A 19,531-nucleotide genomic window follows, 5' to 3' on the forward strand; every position below is an offset into this window, starting at 1 on the left:
CTCGGGGCGCTCAGGCGCGCTCGGTCAGGGCAGCGGCGCGCTCGTTCTCGAGCAGCAGCGCGCGGTACTCGCGATCCCGGCGCACCGACGAGACAGCGCGGACGAGTCCTTCGTCGTCGGACGGCGGGATCGGCGACACGAAGGGGCGGACCGCCTCGGCGAGGGATGCCGCGACCCGGGCGCGCGCGGCGGGCTCGAGGGCGTCGGCCCCGCGCACGAACTGCGCGACGCGAGCGGCGAGGCGGTCGGGCAGTCGCGAGACGTCGGCGATCTCTGCCCACGACTCCCAGCCGGGCGGCAGGCCCGGCGCCGGGGGCGGAAGGCGGCGGGTGCGGGTGCGCTCGCTGGCGGTGCCGGCGAGCAGGTCGCCCAGCCGCTGAGCGCGCGGGGTGAACATGCCGACGACCGCCGCGATCGCGCCGAGGGTGAACCACACCTCGAGCACCCCGGTGAGGGATCGGATGAGGGCCTGGCGGAACCCTGCGGCCCCGCCGTCGGTGCGCACGATCCGCGCGCCCACGGCGAGGCGCCCGAGGCTCCGCCCGCGCGAGAGGGTTTCGACGGTGGTGGGGATCACGACGGTCACGAGCACGAGCAGCGAGATCACGCCGATGCGGATCGCGGCCTCGGGCAGGGTTCCGGCCGCGACCATCGTCGTCAGCAGTAGCGCTCCGCCGATCAGGAGCACGGCGCCGATCAGGAAGTCGATGAACGCTCCGAGGGCGCGCAGGAAGAAGCCGACGGGTTGCACGTCGAGGGCGACGGCCTCTCCGGTGAGCGTCTCGTCCGCGTCCGTGTGCACGAGGGCGACCGCGGGGGAGGGGGTCGTCGACGAAGCCATGCGTACAGTTGACCACATGGACCTCGATGCCCTCACGGCCGCCCGCCGCGACGAGTGGGCGCGGCTCGATGAACTGGGCCGACGCAAACGTCTCAGTGGTCCCGACGTCGACGAGCTGGTCACCCGTTATCGCGCCGCCTCGGCCGATCTCGCCGACATCAAGACCTCCGCCGGGCGCACTCCCGAGGGCGACCACGTCTCGATCCTGCTCGCGCGCACGCGCCTGCGCCTGACGGGCGTCCGTGACAACGTCCTGAAGCAGGTGCCGCGCTTCTTCGTGCTGCAGCTGCCGGCCGCCCTCTACCGCGTGCGCTGGAGCACCCTCGCCGTCACGGTCGGTTTCCTCGTGGTCTCGAGCCTCGTCGCCCTGTGGATCTCGGGCGATCCCGCGGCCGTCGCGGCCCTGGGCGAGAAGAGTCAGCTGCAGAACTACGCCGACGAGCAGTTCGTGAACTACTACCGCGAGAATCCGAATGCGATCTTCGCCGGGTCCGTCTGGACGAACAACGCCTGGATCGCGGCGCAGTGCGTGCTGTTCGGCGTGACGGGCCTGTGGCCGCTCGCCGTCATGATGCAGAACGCCATCGGGGTGGGAACCTCCGCGGCGATCATGTTCTCGTTCGACCGCGGCGACCTGTTCTTCCAGTTCATCCTCCCGCACGGTCTGCTCGAGCTCACCGCGATCTTCGTCGCGGGCGCGGCGGGACTGCAGATCTTCTGGGCCTGGGTCGCTCCCGGGCGGCGCTCCCGGGCGGCGGCGCTCGCCGCGGCGGGGCGATCGCTTGCGACGGTGGCCGTGGGGCTGGTCTTCGCCCTCGCGCTCTCGGGACTCGTCGAGGGGTTCGTGACCCCGCGCGAGTGGCCGTGGCCGATCAAGATCGCCATCGGAGCGCTCGCTCTCGGCGTCTTCCTCTTCTACATGCTCTGGGTCGGTCGCCGCGCGGCGCGCGCGGGTGAGACCGGTGACCTCACCGAATACGAGGCCGGGACTCCTACGCTGACGGCGGGATGACGGCATCCGGATGCCGAGACCGTCTCGGACGGCTGCGGACGACGTTTCCGATCGTTCTCCGGCGTGTCATTTTTGATTAAGTCAAAAGACGCTACGCTGATCGCATGCTCGACAGTCGACCGGACGCTCCCGCGGATGCCCTCATCCGCGACGCGGGTCTACGGGTGACGGCGACCCGTGTCGCCGTCCTCGAGGCCCTGCGTGCCCGGCCGCACGCCACCGCGGACGACGTCTTCGACGGGATCCGCGGTGCCCTTCCCGGCACCAGCAAGCAGTCGGTGTACAACGCGCTCGGCGATTTCGCCGACGCGGGACTCGCGCGCCGTATCGAGCCGGCCGGTCACGCCGGCACGTTCGAGCTGCGCGTGGGGGACAACCACCACCACGTGGTCTGCACCGGGTGCGGCCGCATCGAAGACGTGGACTGCGTCGTCGGTGCGGCGCCGTGCCTGCACATGCCGGAGGGCAGCGGCTTTCTCATAGAGACCGCTGAAGTGACGTTCTGGGGCGTGTGCTCCGATTGTCGAGCGACGTCCGAAGCCGAAAAACCGAGAGGATCCCGATGAGCGACGCTCTGAACGGGTGCCCCGTCTTCCACGATGGAGCCGCCCCCGACGACAACCGACTGCCCGTGGGCGAAGCCCCCGCCGACAGCGAGCCCGCCGGCGCCCTGCCGCACCCGACCCAGGGGTCCGCCAACCGCGTGTGGTGGCCCGAGACGCTGAACGTCAAGATCCTCGCGAAGAACAACGCGCTGCGCGACCCGCTGGACAAGGGCTTCGACTACCGCGCCGCGTTCGAGGCGCTCGACCTCGACGCCGTCAAGCAGGACCTCAAAGCGGTCATGACGACTTCGCAGGACTGGTGGCCCGCCGACTTCGGCCACTACGGGCCGCTCATGATCCGCATGGCCTGGCACAGCGCCGGCACCTACCGCGTGACCGACGGTCGCGGCGGCTCGGGCGCGGGCATGCAGCGCTTCGCCCCGCTGAACAGCTGGCCCGACAACGTCAACCTCGACAAGGCGCGCCGTCTGCTCTGGCCTGTCAAGAAGAAGTACGGCCAGTCCATCTCGTGGGCCGACCTGATGATCCTCGCCGGCAACGTCGCGCTCGAGGACATGGGGTTCCCGACCTTCGGCTTCGCCGGTGGCCGCACCGACGTGTGGGAGCCCGACGACGACGTGTACTGGGGTCCCGAGACCACGTGGCTCGGCGACGAGCGCTACACGGGCAACCGCGAGCTCGAGAAGCCGCTCGCCGCGGTCCAGATGGGTCTGATCTACGTCAACCCCGAGGGACCCAACGGCAACCCCGACCCGCAGCTCTCGGCGAACGACATCCGCGAGACCTTCGGGCGTATGGCCATGAACGACGAAGAGACCGTGGCGCTCATCGCCGGTGGTCACACGTTCGGCAAGACCCACGGTGCGGCCAGCGACTCGCACGTCGGCCCCAACCCCGAAGCCGCCGACATCAACGACCAGGGCCTGGGCTGGAAGAACAGCCACGGCACCGGCAAGGGCGATGACACCATCACCAGCGGCCTCGAGGTCACCTGGACCTACCACCCCACCCGCTGGGACAACGAGTTCTTCCACATCCTCTTCGCCTACGAGTGGGAACTCTTCCAGAGCCCCGCGGGCGCGCATCAGTGGCGTCCGGTCAACGGCGGGGGCGAAGGTCTCGTGCCCGAGGCGCACTCCGACGGCCGTCGCGAGCCCCGCATGCTCACCAGCGACCTGGCGCTTCGCGTCGACCCGGCGTATGAGAAGATCTCGCGCCGTTTCGCCGAGGACCCGGCCGCGTTCCAGGATGCCTTCGCCCGCGCCTGGTTCAAGCTGACCCACCGCGACATGGGCCCGCGTGAGCGCTACCTCGGCTCCGAGGTGCCCGCCGAGGTGCTCGTGTGGCAGGACCCCGTGCCCGCCGTCGACCACGAGCTGATCGATCAGGCGGATGCCGCTGCCCTCAAGCAGCAGATCCTCGACAGCGGACTATCGGTGCAGCAGCTGGTCACCACGACCTGGGCCGCCGCTTCGACCTTCCGCGGCAGCGACAAGCGCGGTGGCGTGAACGGGGCGCGCATCCGCCTCGAGCCGCAGAAGAGCTGGACGGTCAACAACCCCGAGCAGCTTGCATCCGTGCTCTCCGTCCTCGAGGGCGTGAAGGCCGCCTTCGACGCGCAGGGCGACAAGAAGGTCTCGATCGCCGACCTGCTCGTGCTGGCGGGCAACGCCGGTGTCGAGCAGGCCGCCCGCGCCGGTGGCGTCGAGGTCGAGGTGCCCTTCACCCCGGGGCGTACCGACGCCTCGCAGGAGCAGACCGAGATCGAGTCGTTCCGCTGGCTCGAGCCGATCGCCGATGGCTTCCGCAACTACGCGTCGCGCGAGGCGCGCCTGCCCGCGGAGTTCCTGCTGCTCGACAAGGCGAACCTGCTCACCCTCACCGCGCCCGAGATGACCGTGCTCGTCGGCGGCCTACGCGCGATCGGCGCGAACTGGGACGGCAGCGAATGGGGCGTCTTCACCGACACCCCCGGCGCCCTGACGAACGATGTGTTCGCGAACCTCCTCGACCTCGGAACGACGTGGAAGCCGCTGGACAGCGGCAAGCACGCCTTCGAGGGCACGAAAGACGGATCGGGCGAGAAGGTCGGGATCGGCACGCGCGTCGACCTGGTGTTCTCGTCGAACTCCGAGCTGCGCGCGCTCGCGGAGGTCTACGCCTCCGACGACGCCAAGGAGAAGTTCGTCCGCGACTTCGTCGCCGCCTGGCGCAAGGTTACCGAGCTCGACCGGTTCGACCTGGTCTGAGAACGGTTCGCTGCGGCTCGGTCGTCGCGGCACGCGGAAGGCCCGTCCCCTCGCGGGGCGGGCCTTCCGTCGTCGGTGCGCGTGACGTGTCCGGCTGCGTGAGTGCGTGCCAGGCGGCCCTTTTCGGGACATGCTCTGCGCGAAGCGGGACGCACCGACCTTGTCCCATTTACGGCTGCCTGAGTGCGCGCCAAGCGGCCCTTTTTGGGACATGCACTGCGCGAAGTGGGACGCACCGGCCATGTCCCATTTACGGCTGCCTGTGTGCTCCTCAGGCGGCCCTTTTCGGGACATGCTTTGCGAAAAAGGGGACACGGGGGTCGACGGGAGACCCCGGATGCCGCGGCTCAGGCGCGCGACAGGCGGCGAAGACCCTCATCGATCGATACCGAGGGCGCCCAGTGCAGGTCGCGGCGGATCTCGGTCTGATCGAACCAGTGCGCGGTCGAGAGTTGCTCGGCGAGGAATCGGGTCATCGGCGGCTCGTCCTGTCCCGGGCGCACCGCCCACACCCGCTCGATCAGCGACCCCGCCGCCTTGGCCACGCCCGCGGGCACGCTGAAGCGCGGCGGGGTGACGCCCGAGGCGCGGCAGATCCCGGCGAGCAGGTCGCCGACCGGCCGGGGTTCGCCGTTCGTGAGCACGTACGCGCGGCCGCTGACCTCATCGACGCGATGAAGGGCGGCCACGATGCCGGATGCCGCATTGTCGACGAACGTGGAGTCGATGAGCGCCGTGCCGCCGTCGAGCAGGGGCAGGGTGCCCCGCCGGGCACGCGCGACGACGCGCTCGATGAGCTGCGTGTCGCCCGGGCCCCACACGATGTGCGGGCGGACCGCCACGAGGGCGGTGTCTCCGCCGGCGCGCGAGAGAGCGAGAACCTCGGCCTCGGCCTTCGTACGGGCGTATTCGCCGCGCGCGGCATCCGGATCCGCGGGCTCGGCACCCACACCCGCGAGGGCGTGGCCGGCGTGCGCGACGGAGGGGGAGGAGACGTGCACGACGCGTGAGACGCCCGCGGCGGCGGCGGCATCGAGCAGGATGCGGGTGCCCTCCACGTTGACCGCGCGGAACTGGGCGGGGTCGCCCGCGAGGGAGACCTTCGCCGCGAGATGCACGACTCCGTCGATTCCCTCGAGCGCTGAGGCCACGGCATCCGGATCCGTGACGGACCCCCGCCGGTCGTCGGCGCCGTCGACGCCGGAGGGTCGGCGCTGCAGGGTGCGCACCTCGTGGCCGGCGTCCTGCAGGGCGCGCACGACCGCGCGGCCGAGGAACCCGGACGACCCGGTGGCGAGGACTCTCACGGCGCCGTCGGCTTCTCGCCGGCGAGCACACGCCCGGCCCAGGCCGAGAGACGCGAGCGGTCGATCTTGGAGTTGTGGCGGATGTCGGTCGGCAAGGTCGGGACGACCAGCACGGCCGCGAGGCGCTGCGCCGTCGCCGCGCGCACCTGATCGGTCAGGTCGGGCGATGCCAGCCCCGGGCGCCGCACGCCCGCCTCGACCACGGCGACGACGACCTGCCTGCCCCGGGGGCCCACGCCGACGGCCGCGGCGCGCTCGACCGCGGGGACCGTCTCGACGTCCTGCTCGATGCCCACGGGGGTGACGGGGCCCTCGGCGGTGGTGATGACGTGCGGGAGGCGCCCCTCGATCCACAGGCGACCCTCGGCGTCGAGGTGGCCGACGTCTCCGGTCCGGTGCCAGCGGTCGGGCAGGCCGCGCTGGGCCTCGCGATCGGTGAGGTACAGGCGGAAATATCCGCGCTTGAGGTGGGGCGCCGAGACGACGACCTCGCCGGTGACTCGCGGCTCCGTCGAGGGTTCGCCCGAGGCGCGGCCATCGGCGTCGATCGCCGAGATGCGCACCTGACCGCTGCCGAGCGGCCGACCGACGCACACGCCCCGGTCGCCCTGCGCCTGTTCGATCTCGGGCAGCGTCACGTCGGCGACGAGCAGGCACTCGGTCATTCCGTACGGGGTGTGGGCCGTCGCGTTCGGCATGAGCGCCTGCGCGCGGCGGAGCAGGTCGACGCTCACGGGAGCCCCGGTCGACAGGAACGTCTCGACGCCCTCAAGAGCGACGCGATCGTCGGCGGTGAGGGCCGACGCCGTCGCGACGACGTTCGACACGGCGGCGGGCGAGAGGAAGACGATCCGCGCGTCCGAGGCGCGCACGGCCGCGGCCACGGCGACCGCCGTCAGGGTGCGCGGGGCGGAGACGTCCATGTCGGGCGTCGCCGACCGCGTGCCCAGGGCCGGCCCCAGGAGGGCGAAGGGGGCGAAACCGGTGACGAGACCCGTCTCGGCGGTGACGTCGAAGTGCGCCGCGAGGGTGTCTCGGAGCGCCGTGAGCTGGGCGTGCGTGTAGACGACGCCCTTGGCCGGTCCCGTCGAGCCGGAGGTGAAGAGCACCGCGGCCTCGGCCTCCGGGGCGGGGGGAGCGGGCACGGCACGACCGCGTCCGGCGCGGGCGAGGCCGGACAGGCTCGCCTCGACACCCAGGGCGCGGGAGGTGACCGCCGGAAGAGCCGCAGACGAAATGCGGCGCCCCGGCCACCCCAGGGCGCGCGCGGCCGCGAGCCCCGCGACCTCGCCGATCACGACGTCGGGGACCGCACCGCGTACGGCCCGGGAGAGGCCGCGGATGCCGAGACCCCGGTCGGCCACGACCACCACGGCGCCGATGCGCAGGCACGCGTAGAGGGCGGCGGTCAGGGTGGGGCCGGGCTGCACGAGCAGCGAGACGCGGTCGCCCGCGCGCACGCCGAAGGCGTCGAGGCCCGCGGCGAGCTCGTCGACGCGAGCGGACAGCTGGCGCCAGCTCACCCGCAACGGGTTTCCGTCGTCGTCGGTGGTCATGTCGATGACGGCGGTGTCGTCGTCGTCGCGGCGCGCGTCGAGGGCGTCCCACAGGTGACCCGACACATCCCCGGGCGCGGGGGGAGTGTTGGGCGCGGGCGCGGCGGCTGCACGCCTCGCGGCGGCCGAGCGACGCGAACGGGTCGCGGGTGTCACGGCATCCACGACCTTCTCATCGAGCCAGTCGAGCACGACGTCGGCGTAGGGGCGCTCCTCGGCGATCAGGTGTCCGGCGCCCTCGAAACGATGCACGTCGGCGTGCGGCAGTCGGTCGGTGAGATCGTCGAGGTGGTCCTCGCCGAACACCGGGTCTTTAGGGCCGCGCAGAAGCAGGGCGGGCACGGTGAGTTCGCGCAGGCCCGACGACATGCGGTGCAGGGCCGGGGTGCTCTCGTGGTCGGGGGTCGCGGGGATGTCGGCGACGAAACCGCCGATGCCGCGTCGCCGGGCGACGGTCGCGTACGGGGCGCGGAAGGCGGCCTTCACCCCGGGATCGAGCTCGGCCAGGGCCAGGGTGGTGTCGAGGAACGCCGTGGTGCCCGTCGTCCCGGCAGCGAGCATGCCGCGGGCCGTGGCGACGCGCAGGGCGAAGGGGAGCGCCGCACCATCGGGGTGATGGACGGCGGTGTTGAGCGCGACGACGGCGGCGAGGCGATCGCGGTGCTCGACGGCCCAGCCGAGCGAGACGGGTCCGCCCCAGTCGTGACCGATGGTGACGACAGGACCCCGGATGCCGAGCTGCTCGACGAGGGCGTCGAGGTCGGCGATGCGCTGAGCCAGGGTGCGTCGCAGCGAGGAGCGCTCCGAGAAGCCCATCTCGAGCTGGTCGACGGCCACCACGCGCCAGACGGCCGCTCCCCCCTCGGCGCGCGCGAGCGAGGCGTTCACGAGAGCGCGCCAGAGGTACGACCACGTGGGGTTGCCGTGCACGGCGACGATCGTGCCGATCGGCTCGAAGCCGCGCTCGGCCAGGGCGTCGCCGGTGTCGAGCACGTGCCACCGGCGCGTGGCTCCCGCGTCGGCGAGCACGCCGTCGACGCTCACGAGGCGCGACAGGGCCGGATCGAGCCCGGGCAGGCCCGCCGGGGGAAGAACGGCCTGCGGTCCCGTGACGCGCGGGAAGCTCACCAGGCCAGCTCCAGCATCCCGGTGTTCAGTCCGGAGCCCACTCCCATCAGGAGGACGCGATCGCCTCGACGCAGCGTCTTCTGCTCGGCGGCGAGCGTGATCGGGATCGAGGCGGGACCCACGTTGCCGAGGCTCGGGTACGTCACCGGGACGCGCTCGCGGTCGAGCTTTGCCGCGCGGACGATCGCCGAGGTGTGGACTGACGAGACCTGGTGCGTGATGTAGCGGTCCATGCCGGTCCACGCGAACTCGCCCTTCGCCTCTTTCCACGCCGAGACGACGAGGTCGAGGCCGCCCTTGAGCAGAGCCTTGGCGTCGGTGAACATGCCGTCGACGCTGCCGACGCAGAGGTCGTAGAACTGGGTCGCGGCGCGCGTGACCCCGCCCACGATGCGGTGGCCCTCGGGGTGGTCGCTCGCCCGGCCGAGGACGGCGGCTGCGGCTCCCGAACCAAGCGTCAGGGAAGCGAACTCCTGCATGAACGCGTCACGATCCAGGTCTTCGCGCACCAGGCGGTTGATCGTGTTGACCTGGATCTCGTCGGCATCCTCGCCGTTGACGATGAGGGCGTACTTGACCTGGCCGGACTGGATCATGCCGGCGGCGAGGCTCATGCCGTTGATGAAACCGAGGCACGCGTTGGCGACGTCGAAGTTGATCGCCGAGCTCGGCAGACCCAGACCGTGGTGCAGACGCACGGCCACCGAAGGCTCGAGGTGCTTGCGCGTCACCGAGGTGTTGATGATGAGCCCGATCTCGCCGGGGTCGACCCCCGCCTCGGCGAGGGCCTGCTTTCCCGCGGCGATGGTGGCTTCGTCGGAGGACTCGCCCTCCGCCCAGTTGCGACGCTCGTTGACGCCCGCGACGCGGCGCAGGAGACCCGGCTTGAGCTTCAGTCGCTGCAGCGCCGGGGCGAGGCGCTCCTCGATGTCGTCGGACGTCGTGACGCGGCTGGGCAAGACGCTCGCCACCGAAACGAGAGCCACATCGTCGAAGTGCGTGGTGGCGTTACCTGGCAAGAGATCTCCCGCATCCTGTGCGTAGACGGCGCAGCCGGGCGCGGAGGGGACGCGTTGACGGCTGGAAGGGTACCCCCCAGGATAAGCCGCGAGATATGTCGCGGGCTGCATGGGGAGCGGGTGTGCTACAGCCGACCGGCCGCTTTCAACGCGAGATAGCGGTCGGCGACGAGCGGGGGAAGGTCGTCTGCCGACGCCGACACCGCATCGCCGCCGGCGCGCACGATCGCCGCCGCGACGCGCTCGGCGTCGTGCCGGGCGCGCTCGGCGGCGGCGGCGGCGTAGACGTCGGAAGCATCCCGGTGGGCGGGGGTCTCGCCGGGCCCGTCGGTGGCCGTGGCGACCAGCAGGCGCGAGCGGGAGGCGATCGCGGGAAGCGAGGCGAGGAACGCGCGGGCCGCCTCGGGATCGTCGGCCGCCGTGAGCAGCACCACGAGGGCCGGGCGGACGGCGAACCCGCGGACGTGCGCGAGAGCGGCATCCCAGTCGGTGTCGATCAGCTGCGGATCGACGGGTGCCATGGCGTCGACCAGGGCGGGGAGCAGGGGGCCTCCGTCGACCCGCGTCACGCGCGCCCGGGGCAGTCTGTCGAACATCAGCAGGTGCACGTGGTCGCCCGCGCGGGTGGCCAGCACCGACAGCAGCAGCGCCGCCTCCATCGCGGCGTCGAGGCGCACCCCGTCGCCCACGCGAGCCGCGGCCGTGCGCCCGGTGTCGATGACGATCACGACGTGCCGGTCGCGCTCGGGGCGCCAGGTGCGGAGCATCGTCGTGCCGGCGCGGGCGGTCGCGCGCCAGTCGATCGAGCGCACGTCGTCGCCGCGCACGTATTCGCGGAGGCTGTCGAACTCGGTGCCCTGACCGCGCACCTGCAGGCTCGTGTTGCCGTCGAGCTCGCGGAGCCGGGCCAGACGTGACGGAAGGTGCCGCCGCGACGTGAACGGCGGGAGCACGCGGATCCGGCCGGGGGCGTCGATGACGCCCTGGCGACCGGCCAGCCCCAGGGGTCCCGCCGCGCGAACGGCGACGAAGGCGCTGCGCAGTTCGCCGCGACGGCGAGGGCGCAACGGCAGGGGCGCGGAGCGTCTCTCTCCGGGCGGCACGGTGAAGCGCTGCCGCTCGGCCGGCGCCCCGGCGGTCGGCTGCCACGCGTCGCGCACGCGGGCGCGCAGCAGACGGGTGCCGAGATTGCGCACGCGCAGCTCTCCGGCCACGGTTTCGTCGCGCAGCGCCCGCTCGGGGTGCGTGCGGGTGATCTCGACCCGGCGCGGGTCGGCGGCGAGCAGGGTGTCGACGGCCGCCAGCACCAGGCACAGCAGCACCCACCCGCCGGCGACCGCCCACGCGGAGAGCCCCGCCGTGCTCAACAGCACGAGGGGCACGACGCCGAGGGCGACGAGCAGGGCGAGACGGCCGGTGACGAACATCAGATGGGAACGCGGGTCTGCTGCAGGACGGAGGTGAGGATGGCATCCACCGATACGCCCTCGATCTCCGCCTCGGGACGCAGCCGGATGCGGTGGCGCCACACCGGCACGAGCATGGTCTGCACGTGGTCGGGCGTGATCGCGGGATACCCGCTCAGCCACGCCCACGCCTTGGCGGCGGCGAGCAGGCCGGTGGACGCGCGGGGACTGACCCCGACGAGCACGGACGGGCTCTGCCGAGTCGCGCGGGCGAGGTCGACGACGTAGCCGAGCAGGTCGTCGTCGACGGCGACGGATGCCGCCGCGCGTTGCGCCGCGAGGATCTGGGGCGCCGTGACGACCGGCGCGACACCGGCGTCGTCGAGACGGCGGGGGTCGAATCCCGCGGCGTGGCGACGCAGAACGTCGACCTCGGCATCGCGACCGGGGAGATCCACGACGAGCTTGAGGAGGAAGCGGTCGAGCTGTGCCTCGGGCAGCGTATACGTGCCCTCGTGTTCGATGGGGTTCTGCGTCGCGGCGACGAGGAACGGATCGGGGAGTGCCCGGCTCTCTCCGTCGGACGACACCTGTCGTTCTTCCATGGCTTCGAGCAACGCCGCCTGCGTCTTCGGGGGCGTGCGGTTGATCTCGTCGGCCAGCAGCACGTGGGTGAAGACGGGGCCGGCCCGGAACTCGAAGGTGCCGGCGCGGGCGTCGTAGACGAGGGAGCCGGTGACGTCTCCCGGCATGAGGTCGGGGGTGAACTGCACGCGGCGGGTGTCGAGTCCGAGCGCACGGCTGAACGACCGCACGAGCAGCGTCTTGGCGACGCCGGGGACACCCTCGAGCAGGACGTGCCCGCGGGAGAGGAGCGCGATGAGGAGGCCGGTGATTGTGCCGTCCTGGCCGACGACGGCTTTGCCGACCTCGAGACGCACGCGGTGCATCGCGTCGCGCAGCTGCGCGTGGTCGTCGCTCGGCGAGACGGGGGCCGCGGCTGCGGGGGTCTCGGGGCTGTCGGTCATCGTGTGGTCCCTTCGGTTCGGACGGCGGCGCGCACGCTCTCTTCGAGATCGCGGAGGCGGTCGGCCGCCGCGACGAGTTCGCGGTCGGTACGGGGGAGGTCGTCGACGAGGATGCCGCGCACGCGCGCGCGGTCCGCGCCGAGTCTCTGGGCGACGGCATCGGCGACCTCGTGCGGGGAGGTCCGGGCGGTGAGGCCGAGAAGGCGACCCAGACGTGCCCGGGCGGCGCGGCGGAGCTCGTCGAGCGCGTGCGCAGCGTCCTTCGACGAGGCGTAGAGGCGCGCGCGGCCCTCGGTGGTCTCGGTGGCGCGGACGGTGACGGGAAGGCGCTCGGCCACGAGCGGCCCGAAGCGGCGCCCTCGCCAGATCGCGGCGGCGAGAGCGGCGGTCAGAAGCAGCAGCATGGCGGGAGTCACCCACGCGGGAGTGAGGTCGCCGAGGGTCGGGGCGGCCGTATTCTGGTCGGCGTCGGAGAGGGCGGGCACGTACCAGACGAGCCTGTCGGTCTGTCCGAGCACGCCGAGGGCGAGAGCGGCATTCCCGTCGACGGGGAGGGCCGTGTTCGTGAGAACCGAGAGCCCGTCGAGGGCGGTCACCGTCCGGCCGTCCGTTCCTTCGGACTGCAGAAGCCCGAACTCGCCGTCGACCGGGTAGCAGCCCTGGACACCGTCTCCGGGGCGCAGGAGCTCGCCCACGCGGGCCGTTCCGGCGTTCGAGGCCGCGGCGACGGTGCACTCAGGGGTCGCGGACGCGTCGGGGGAGAAGCCGCCGAGCGCGGAGCCGTCGAGGAGCACGTCCAGCGCGCGAGACCGGGGTTCGACGAGGACGACGTGCTGCGCGCGGTCGGTGAGCTCCCGCAGCGCGTCGTCCGACAGCATCGGGGCATCGCGCAGGACGAGGGTGGCGTCGCCGTCGGCGAGGGCGCGTTCGGCGGCGGCGCGGTCGCGAGCGATCGTGACGGTGACACCCTGCCTCTCGAGGACTCGCACGACCGCGCGGGTTCCATCCGGGCCGGCCGAGTCGGGGTCGAAGATCGCGCGCTGGGTGTACCCGCCGTAGACGAGGGTGCCGCCGATCAGAGCGGCGAGCAGGAGACCCGCGCACAGGGCTGCCCAGCCGAGGGCGGATCTCCGGCGCGAACGGATCGGGGCGGCCGAGGCCGTCGGCGCGCTCACCGGGATGCCACCGGTACGACGCGCGCGCGGACGGCGGCATCGTCGAGGTCGGCGACCTGTCGGTAGCGCTCACGGGTGCCGGGGCGGCGCAGGTAACGGATGTCGTCGAACGTCGTGGCGGCCGGATCGAGCAGCGGGACGAGGGCGGGCAGCGCCGTCGCCGTCTCGCGCGCGAAGGCGCGGACCGTGGCGCCGGGAGGCGGATCGACGAGCCCGCGTTCGGTGAGGCCGCGCGCGAAAGCGCGGAATCGCAGCACGATCGCGTCGTCCCACTCGCCCCGGTCGGCCGCGACCGTCGCGTCGGCGCGGAGGTCGTCGGCGGAGCGGCCGTCGTCGTCGTCGAAGAGCGCGCGAGCCGGCTCCGAGGCGCGCGTCGACAGGCGCGGTCGGCCCCAGATGAGAAGAGCGACGACGATCAGCGCGACGACGATGATGCCCAGCACGACGAGAGCGGACGGACCCCACCCGTCGTTGTCGGGGACACGCAGCAGATCTTCGAGGAACTTCCCGATGGCCTGGGAGATACGGTCGACGATGTTCGGCTCGGCCGCTTGGTACACGGGGTCGCCGAGCTCCTGCTCGGCCCAGTCCCGGGCCTGGTCGGGGTCGGGAAGCAGCGGGAAGGCGGCTGCCATGGCCGTGAGGATCACGCGTCGCCGTTCGAGCCGGGGGCGGCCCATGTCGTCTGCGCGCGATCGGGGGCGCCCGGCGCGGGCGGGGCCGCGGGGGAGTCCTGCGCGACGGGGGGCACGGGGGGAGCGGGGTAGGCCTGCGGCGCGGGGGCAGTGACCGGCGCCGCGTACGGGGGAGGCGTCGGGGCGGCTGCGGGAGCCGATGGTGCGTAGCCCGGAACAGGTCGTCCCTGGGGGGCCGCATACCCTCGCGGTGCAGCGGCGTACCCTCCCGTCGCGGGAGCGCCGTACCCCGCGTTCCCCGCCGGGGGACCGTAGCCCGCGAACGCCGGCGGAGCGCCGTAGGGCACCGGGGCGGGGCGCTCGACGACCCGGCCCACACCCACGAGGTAGGGGTCGCTCAGTTCGGCTGCGCCGGAATCGCGTGCCTCCACGTAGGACTGCAGGTCGTGGTCGAGACCTTCGACGCGCATGCGGGCGTCGACGTACACGAGGACGGCGGAGGTGGACTGCACCACGAGAGCGATGCACTGAACCAGCAGGATCCCGAACTGCCCCACGACCTGCACGACGATGAGGCCGACGAGCGCGCCGGCTCCGCTCTCGCCGGTCGGCGCGATGATCGACGGGACGAAGCCCCCGAACAGGCTCAGGGGCAGCGAGATGATCTGCGCCACGACCCCGAAGACCACCGAGATGATCACGACGACCCCGAGCGTCGACCAGAAGCGTCCGCGGGTCAGCTGCCACGATCGAGCGATCGCCCGGAAGACGGGGGCGCGCTCGAGGATGATCACGGAGGGGACGAGGAACAGCTTGGGCGTCAACCAGAGGTACAGCGGGATGAGCGCCAGGAAGAACAGCACGCCGACGAGCGCGCCGACCCAGGTCGCGGCGATGACCAGCAGCGCGACGATCCCCGCGAGGACCCCGACGAGCAGCACCACCGCACCGACCGTGAGCGCGCTGTAGCCGACCAGGCGCCAGAACACCGGACGCACCCGCGCCCAGACGGCCCTGAGGGAGGGCTTCTCCGCGACCACCGCGTGCGCCACCTCGGCCACCACGATGCCCTGCACGACGACGCCCAGAACCCCGGACAGGATGCCGAGCACCAGGGCGGCGATGGCGGTGAGGGCGATCGAGCCCGCGATGATCGCGTCGTAGTCGTCGCTGCCGTACGGGACGGTGTCGAGCCGGGAGAAGCTCGCGATCGCCACCCCGGCGATCGCCGCCGTCACGACGATGTAGGCCACGGCCTGGACGACGAGGGCGAAACCCAGCAGCACCTTGGGGTTGTGACGCAGGGCGACGAACGAACGGCCCAAGATGGTGCCGAACCCGTACGGGTGCAGCGGAACGATCCCCGGGCGCGATGCCGGGGTCCAAGACGGGTACGCGGTCATGTGGGGCCCCTCCTCGTCACATGGCGGTGCCCTCATCGTGTCACACACCCCCGACACGTACGCCTGTCGTGCAGGCAGGTCGACTACTCTCGATGGGACGTGCCCCCACCCGGGGCGTAGTGCCCGTCCCCGAGCGGGTTTCGAGACGGAAGACGTACACCCGAATGACTTCACGGATCCTGGTTGTCGATGACGACACCGCGCTGGCCGAGATGATCGGCATCGTGCTGCGCACCGAGGGATTCGAAACGGTGTTCTGCGCAGACGGCGCGCAGGCGGTGGACGCCTGGCGCACCGAGCGCCCCGACCTGATCCTGCTCGACCTCATGCTCCCGGGCGTCGACGGCATCGAGATCTGCACGCGCGTGCGAGCGGAGTCCGGCGTGCCGATCATCATGCTCACGGCGCGCACCGACACGGCCGACGTGGTCAAGGGTCTCGAGTCGGGCGCCGACGACTACATCATGAAGCCGTTCAACCCGAAAGAACTCGTCGCGCGCATCCGAACGCGCCTGCGTCCGGTGCAGGTACCGGTCGACGAGACCCTGCGCATCGGCGACCTCGTCGTCGATGTCGCCGCGCACGAGGTCCGTCGCGGCGACGCCCCGATCGCCCTGACCCCTCTGGAATTCGAGCTCCTCGTCGCGCTGGCCGAGAAACCGCAGCAGGTGTTCTCGCGCGAGATGCTGCTCGAGCAGGTGTGGGGCTACCACTACAAGGCCGACACCCGCCTGGTCAACGTGCACGTGCAGCGACTGCGCGCGAAGATCGAGGCCGACCCCGACAACCCGCGCATCGTGACCACCGTGCGCGGCGTGGGCTACCGCGCCGGCGCGGTGGCCTGATCTCCTCATGACGGGCGCGGTGCGCACCTTCCCGCGGCCGCGGGCTCGAGGATGGCGCGATTGGCGCGTCGTGCGCGATCGCCTCGCGACGCTGTGGCGCCGCTCGCTGCGCTTCCGCACGATCGTGCTCACGGTGACGCTGACGGCCGCGACGATCCTCGTCACGTGCATCGCCATGGCGCTCGTCATCCAGAACGAACTGTTCACGGCCCGCAAGGACCAGGTGCTGCTCGAGGCGCAGCGCGCCACCGCCGCGGCTCAGGCCACCCTCGACGCCGCCGTCGACTCGACCGATCCGGCCGCGGCGCAGACGCTCATGAACGGTATCGCGACGCGCCTGTCGCAGCAGTCCTCGAGCGATCTCATCGCCCTGTACCGCATCGGCCCGCCCTCCCCGCTGGCTCCGCAACCCTTCATCTCCCCGGCTTTCGAGTCCCGTATGGTCACCGACGCCCTGCGCACGCAGGTGCAGTCGAGCCCCGACCTGCAGTGGTGGCAGTCCGTGGCGCTCCCCGCCGACGACGGCCGTGAGGTTCCCGGCATCCTGGTCGGTCATCAACTGCGCTTCCCCGCGGAGGACGGGGTCGACTCGTACGAGCTGTACATGGGGTACGACCTCACCAGTGCCTCGCAGACCCTGGCCTTCGTGCAGGTGCTGCTGTGGGTCGTGGGCCTGGTCCTCGTGCTGCTCATCGGCGCCATCGCCTGGTTCGTCCTCAGATCCGTCACGACTCCGATCGCGGATGCCGCCGAGACCAGCGCCAAGCTCGCGGCAGGGGATCTGGGCGTCAGGCTCCCGGTGCGCGGCGAGGACGAGCTCGCGACCCTGAACCGCTCCTTCAACGCGATGGCCGACAGCATCGAATCGCAGATCAAGGAGCTCGCCGACCTCTCGCTCGTGCAGCAGCGCTTCGTCTCGGATGTCTCGCACGAGCTGCGCACGCCGTTGACGACGATCAAGCTCGCCGCCGACATGATCAACGACCAGCGCGAGGAGTTCGATCCCGCCACCGGCCGCGCCGCGGAGCTGCTGCACGCGCAGGTGCAGCGCTTCGAGGTGCTCCTCACCGACCTGCTCGAGATCAGCCGCTACGACGCGGGCTCGGTCCAGCTCGAGCTCGAGGCGACGAGCCTGGCCCATCTGGCCGAAGACGTCATCCTCTCCATGGAGCAGCTCGCCGAGGGCCACGGCTCCGACGTGCGCCTCGTCGCCCCGGGCGGCTACACCCCGGTCGACATGGACGCCCGGCGCGTCCGCCGGATCGTCCGCAACCTCCTCGGCAATGCGATCGAGCACGGTGAGGGACGCCCGATCGTGGTGTCGGTCGACAGCGACCGGGATGCCGTGGCCCTCGGCGTCCGCGACTTCGGCCTGGGCATGCAGCCCGACGACGTGGAGCGCGTCTTCGACCGCTTCTGGCGCGCCGACCCCTCGCGCGTGCGCACCATCGGCGGCACGGGCCTCGGCTTGTCCATCGCCCTCGGCGACGCCAAGCTGCACGGCGGTACCCTGTCGGTCTGGTCCGAGCCCGGACGCGGCTCGAACTTCGTGCTCACCCTGCCGCGCGCCGGTCAGCCGGTCAGCAGCTCGCCCCTGCCCCTCGTCCCCGACGACGAGCAGGGCGGGGCCCTCGAAGCCCTGGGCCTCACACAGCCCATCTCGACCCGACCCGGAGTGAGGAAGACGACATGAGACGCGCTCTCGCCCTCGTCGGTCTCGCCCTGGTGCTCGCGTTGACCGCGTGCACGGGCCTTCCGACCTCCGGTTACGTCAATCCCGGGCGGGGCCCCCAGGTCGACGACACGCAGGCCTTCGCCTTCGTCCCCGACGGACCGCAGGACGACGCCTCTCCCGCCGAGATCGTGGAGGGGTTCCTTCGTGCCGGTTCCGGCCCCGCCGACGACTGGGCCACGGCGAAGCTCTTCCTGGCGTCCGGGACCCAGTGGGATCCCCGCGCCCGCGTCACCATCGACCGCCTCGCCGATCGCCGCGCCGCCGCGAACGCCGACGGCACCGGAGTGACCGTCGCGCTCACCACGGTCGCGGGGGTGGATGCCAACGGTGCCTATGCCCCGACGGCCTCGGGCACCGCGGAATCCCTCTCGTTCACCCTCGCGCGCGTCGACGATCAGTGGCGCATCACGTCGGCACCCGACGGGGTCGTGCTGTACGAGGAGGTGTTCCCGACCGTCTACCAGTCGGCATCCATCGCGTACTTCGATCCCACGTGGAGCTTCATCGTCCCCGATGTGCGGTGGTTCCCGCGAGCGCTGGTGGCGAGCCGCGTGGCGACCGCCCTGGTGGACGGGCAGCCCAGCGCGTGGCTCGCCGGCGCGGTCAAGACGGCGTTCCCCGACGAGCTGTCGCTCGTGGGGCGTTCGGTGACGCTGTCCTCCAGCGGCGTCGCCCAGGTGCAGCTGCCGCGCACCGCCCTGAGCCTGGACCGCACGACGCTCGACCGCATGCAGACGCAACTGTCCAAGAGCCTGGTCACGGCCGGCATCAGCGAAGTGCAGATGACGGTGGAGGGCACCCCGGTACCCGCGTCCGAGGTGTCGGTGCGTGTCACCCGGGTCGATCCCTCTCCTGCCGTGCTGACCACCGCCGGCGCGTTCGGCGCGCTCGCCGGAGACACGGTGGAATCGCTCGGCGGACTGTCCGAGGCGATCGAGTCTCTCGCCCCGGCCGCGGTCGAGCTCGAGGCCGACCGGAGCCTCGCGGCGGTCCGCACGCAGCAGGGCGCCGTGGCGAGTGCGCTGGCGGATGGGCGTACCTTCCTGCTCGATGATCGTCCCGGATTGATCGCCCCCACGATCGACGCCGAGGGGGCGATCTGGAGCGTGCCCGCTTCCGCGCCGACGCAGCTGCGCACGATCTCCGCCGAGGGCGTGCCGCGCAACGTCGGCAATGCCTGGCCCGACGCCTCCGAGATCACCGCGATGCAGATCTCGCGCGACGGGACGAGGGTGGCGGCGATCGTCACGGTCTCGGGCACACGCGAGGTGTGGGTCGCCGGCATCCAGCGCGAGGGCGGCGAGGTCGATCTCGGCGTTCCGCACGTGCTGTCGTTCTCGCAACAGGGGGCCTTCGACCTGGCTTGGCTCGACGACACGACGGTGGGCGTCCTGGCCGACGTCGACGGCGCCAGCCGTCTGCGCGAGCTCAACGTGGGCGGACGAGGGACCGAGGCCGCGGCCCCCGATGGCGCGACCACCCTCGCCGCCGGGAGCACGAGCGTGCGCGTACTCGACGACGCCGGTCGTCTCTACAGCCGTCGTGGAAGCTCGTGGACTCTGGTGGCCACCGGTATCCGCGTGCTCGCCGCCCAGCAGGGCACCACCTCCTGAGACTCCTCCCCAC

The 19,531-nt window shown here is 72.0% G+C and carries 15 protein-coding genes; 6 read left to right on the forward strand and 9 right to left on the reverse strand.

The genetic code is table 11. From position 1 onward, the window contains the following. Positions 1 to 10: 10 nt before the first annotated feature. On the reverse strand, positions 11 to 841 hold the full coding sequence (locus tag NE358_RS04250) for an RDD family protein (protein WP_103206487.1): 831 nt from the start codon (positions 839 to 841) through the stop codon (positions 11 to 13). A gap of 16 nt (positions 842 to 857) precedes the next feature. Between NE358_RS04250 and NE358_RS04255 the strand changes: the two genes are divergently transcribed. The 3 genes from NE358_RS04255 to katG all read left to right on the forward strand — a co-directional run bounded on the left by NE358_RS04255 (position 858) and on the right by katG (position 4,668). Next, positions 858 to 1,853 carry a stage II sporulation protein M gene (locus tag NE358_RS04255; protein ID WP_289941800.1) on the forward strand — a complete coding sequence of 332 codons (996 nt, stop codon included), beginning with the start codon at positions 858 to 860 and terminating at the stop codon, positions 1,851 to 1,853. A 104-nt stretch (positions 1,854 to 1,957) separates the two neighbouring features. Continuing rightward, positions 1,958 to 2,419, forward strand: coding sequence for a Fur family transcriptional regulator (locus NE358_RS04260; RefSeq protein WP_116238498.1), 462 nt, complete (start codon positions 1,958 to 1,960; stop codon positions 2,417 to 2,419). Then, positions 2,416 to 4,668: a catalase/peroxidase HPI gene (gene katG, locus NE358_RS04265; protein WP_289941802.1), complete on the forward strand. Its 2,253-nt coding sequence runs from the start codon at positions 2,416 to 2,418 to the stop codon at positions 4,666 to 4,668. Before NE358_RS04260 ends, katG begins: the two co-directional genes overlap by 4 nt. 347 nt (positions 4,669 to 5,015) lie before the next feature. Here the strand turns inward: katG and NE358_RS04270 are convergent, their stop codons facing one another. The 8 genes from NE358_RS04270 to NE358_RS04305 all read right to left on the reverse strand — a co-directional run bounded on the left by NE358_RS04270 (position 5,016) and on the right by NE358_RS04305 (position 15,325). Beyond that, positions 5,016 to 5,975, reverse strand: coding sequence for an NAD-dependent epimerase/dehydratase family protein (locus tag NE358_RS04270; protein WP_141375408.1), 960 nt, complete (start codon positions 5,973 to 5,975; stop codon positions 5,016 to 5,018). Next, entirely contained in the window at positions 5,972 to 8,659 is a 2,688-nt protein-coding gene (locus tag NE358_RS04275; RefSeq protein ID WP_289941804.1) for an alpha/beta fold hydrolase, read from the reverse strand. The genes NE358_RS04270 and NE358_RS04275 overlap by 4 nt, the downstream gene beginning before the upstream one ends. Beyond that, positions 8,656 to 9,678 carry a 3-oxoacyl-ACP synthase III gene (locus tag NE358_RS04280; protein WP_289941805.1) on the reverse strand — a complete coding sequence of 341 codons (1,023 nt, stop codon included), beginning with the start codon at positions 9,676 to 9,678 and terminating at the stop codon, positions 8,656 to 8,658. The genes NE358_RS04275 and NE358_RS04280 overlap by 4 nt, the downstream gene beginning before the upstream one ends. Positions 9,679 to 9,803: 125 nt before the next feature. After that, positions 9,804 to 11,105 carry a DUF58 domain-containing protein gene (locus tag NE358_RS04285; protein ID WP_141375414.1) on the reverse strand — a complete coding sequence of 434 codons (1,302 nt, stop codon included), beginning with the start codon at positions 11,103 to 11,105 and terminating at the stop codon, positions 9,804 to 9,806. Further along, positions 11,105 to 12,112 (reverse strand): AAA family ATPase, encoded by a 1,008-nt coding sequence (locus NE358_RS04290; RefSeq protein ID WP_289941807.1) that lies wholly within the window; start codon positions 12,110 to 12,112, stop codon positions 11,105 to 11,107. Before NE358_RS04290 ends, NE358_RS04285 begins: the two co-directional genes overlap by 1 nt. Next, positions 12,109 to 13,287, reverse strand: coding sequence for a DUF4350 domain-containing protein (locus NE358_RS04295; protein ID WP_289941809.1), 1,179 nt, complete (start codon positions 13,285 to 13,287; stop codon positions 12,109 to 12,111). The genes NE358_RS04290 and NE358_RS04295 overlap by 4 nt, the downstream gene beginning before the upstream one ends. After that, on the reverse strand, positions 13,284 to 13,922 hold the full coding sequence (locus tag NE358_RS04300; RefSeq protein ID WP_147301815.1) for a DUF4129 domain-containing protein: 639 nt from the start codon (positions 13,920 to 13,922) through the stop codon (positions 13,284 to 13,286). The genes NE358_RS04295 and NE358_RS04300 overlap by 4 nt, the downstream gene beginning before the upstream one ends. 11 nt (positions 13,923 to 13,933) lie before the next feature. Beyond that, positions 13,934 to 15,325, reverse strand: coding sequence for a glycerophosphoryl diester phosphodiesterase membrane domain-containing protein (locus NE358_RS04305; RefSeq protein ID WP_499318312.1), 1,392 nt, complete (start codon positions 15,323 to 15,325; stop codon positions 13,934 to 13,936). A gap of 164 nt (positions 15,326 to 15,489) precedes the next feature. Between NE358_RS04305 and mtrA the strand changes: the two genes are divergently transcribed. From mtrA to NE358_RS04320, 3 genes are read left to right on the forward strand one after another with little or no spacing between them, the layout of a single operon-like run. Further along, on the forward strand, positions 15,490 to 16,170 hold the full coding sequence (gene mtrA / locus NE358_RS04310) for an MtrAB system response regulator MtrA (protein ID WP_103211067.1): 681 nt from the start codon (positions 15,490 to 15,492) through the stop codon (positions 16,168 to 16,170). 7 nt (positions 16,171 to 16,177) lie between these two features. After that, a complete protein-coding gene (gene mtrB, locus NE358_RS04315; RefSeq protein ID WP_103211065.1) occupies positions 16,178 to 17,863 on the forward strand; it encodes an MtrAB system histidine kinase MtrB in 1,686 nt (561 codons plus the stop codon). Next, positions 17,860 to 19,518 (forward strand): LpqB family beta-propeller domain-containing protein, encoded by a 1,659-nt coding sequence (locus NE358_RS04320; RefSeq protein ID WP_103211063.1) that lies wholly within the window; start codon positions 17,860 to 17,862, stop codon positions 19,516 to 19,518. The genes mtrB and NE358_RS04320 overlap by 4 nt, the downstream gene beginning before the upstream one ends. The last annotated feature ends 13 nt before the right edge of the window (positions 19,519 to 19,531 follow it).

It is taken from the genome of Sphingomonas sp. G5 (assembly GCF_052660795.1).

What these genes read in the sequence shown, in the direction of transcription:
- NE358_RS04250 (WP_103206487.1), bottom strand. Translation starts at nt 841, where the DNA reads ATGGCTTCGTCGACGACCCCCTCCCCCGCGGTCGCCCTCGTGCACACG.
- NE358_RS04255 (WP_289941800.1), top strand. Translation starts at nt 858, where the DNA reads ATGGACCTCGATGCCCTCACGGCCGCCCGCCGCGACGAGTGGGCGCGG.
- NE358_RS04260 (WP_116238498.1), top strand. Translation starts at nt 1,958, where the DNA reads ATGCTCGACAGTCGACCGGACGCTCCCGCGGATGCCCTCATCCGCGAC.
- katG (WP_289941802.1), top strand. Translation starts at nt 2,416, where the DNA reads ATGAGCGACGCTCTGAACGGGTGCCCCGTCTTCCACGATGGAGCCGCC.
- NE358_RS04285 (WP_141375414.1), bottom strand. Translation starts at nt 11,105, where the DNA reads ATGTTCGTCACCGGCCGTCTCGCCCTGCTCGTCGCCCTCGGCGTCGTG.
- NE358_RS04290 (WP_289941807.1), bottom strand. Translation starts at nt 12,112, where the DNA reads ATGACCGACAGCCCCGAGACCCCCGCAGCCGCGGCCCCCGTCTCGCCG.
- NE358_RS04300 (WP_147301815.1), bottom strand. Translation starts at nt 13,922, where the DNA reads ATGGCAGCCGCCTTCCCGCTGCTTCCCGACCCCGACCAGGCCCGGGAC.
- NE358_RS04305 (WP_499318312.1), bottom strand. Translation starts at nt 15,325, where the DNA reads ATGACCGCGTACCCGTCTTGGACCCCGGCATCGCGCCCGGGGATCGTT.
- mtrA (WP_103211067.1), top strand. Translation starts at nt 15,490, where the DNA reads ATGACTTCACGGATCCTGGTTGTCGATGACGACACCGCGCTGGCCGAG.
- mtrB (WP_103211065.1), top strand. Translation starts at nt 16,178, where the DNA reads ATGACGGGCGCGGTGCGCACCTTCCCGCGGCCGCGGGCTCGAGGATGG.
- NE358_RS04320 (WP_103211063.1), top strand. Translation starts at nt 17,860, where the DNA reads ATGAGACGCGCTCTCGCCCTCGTCGGTCTCGCCCTGGTGCTCGCGTTG.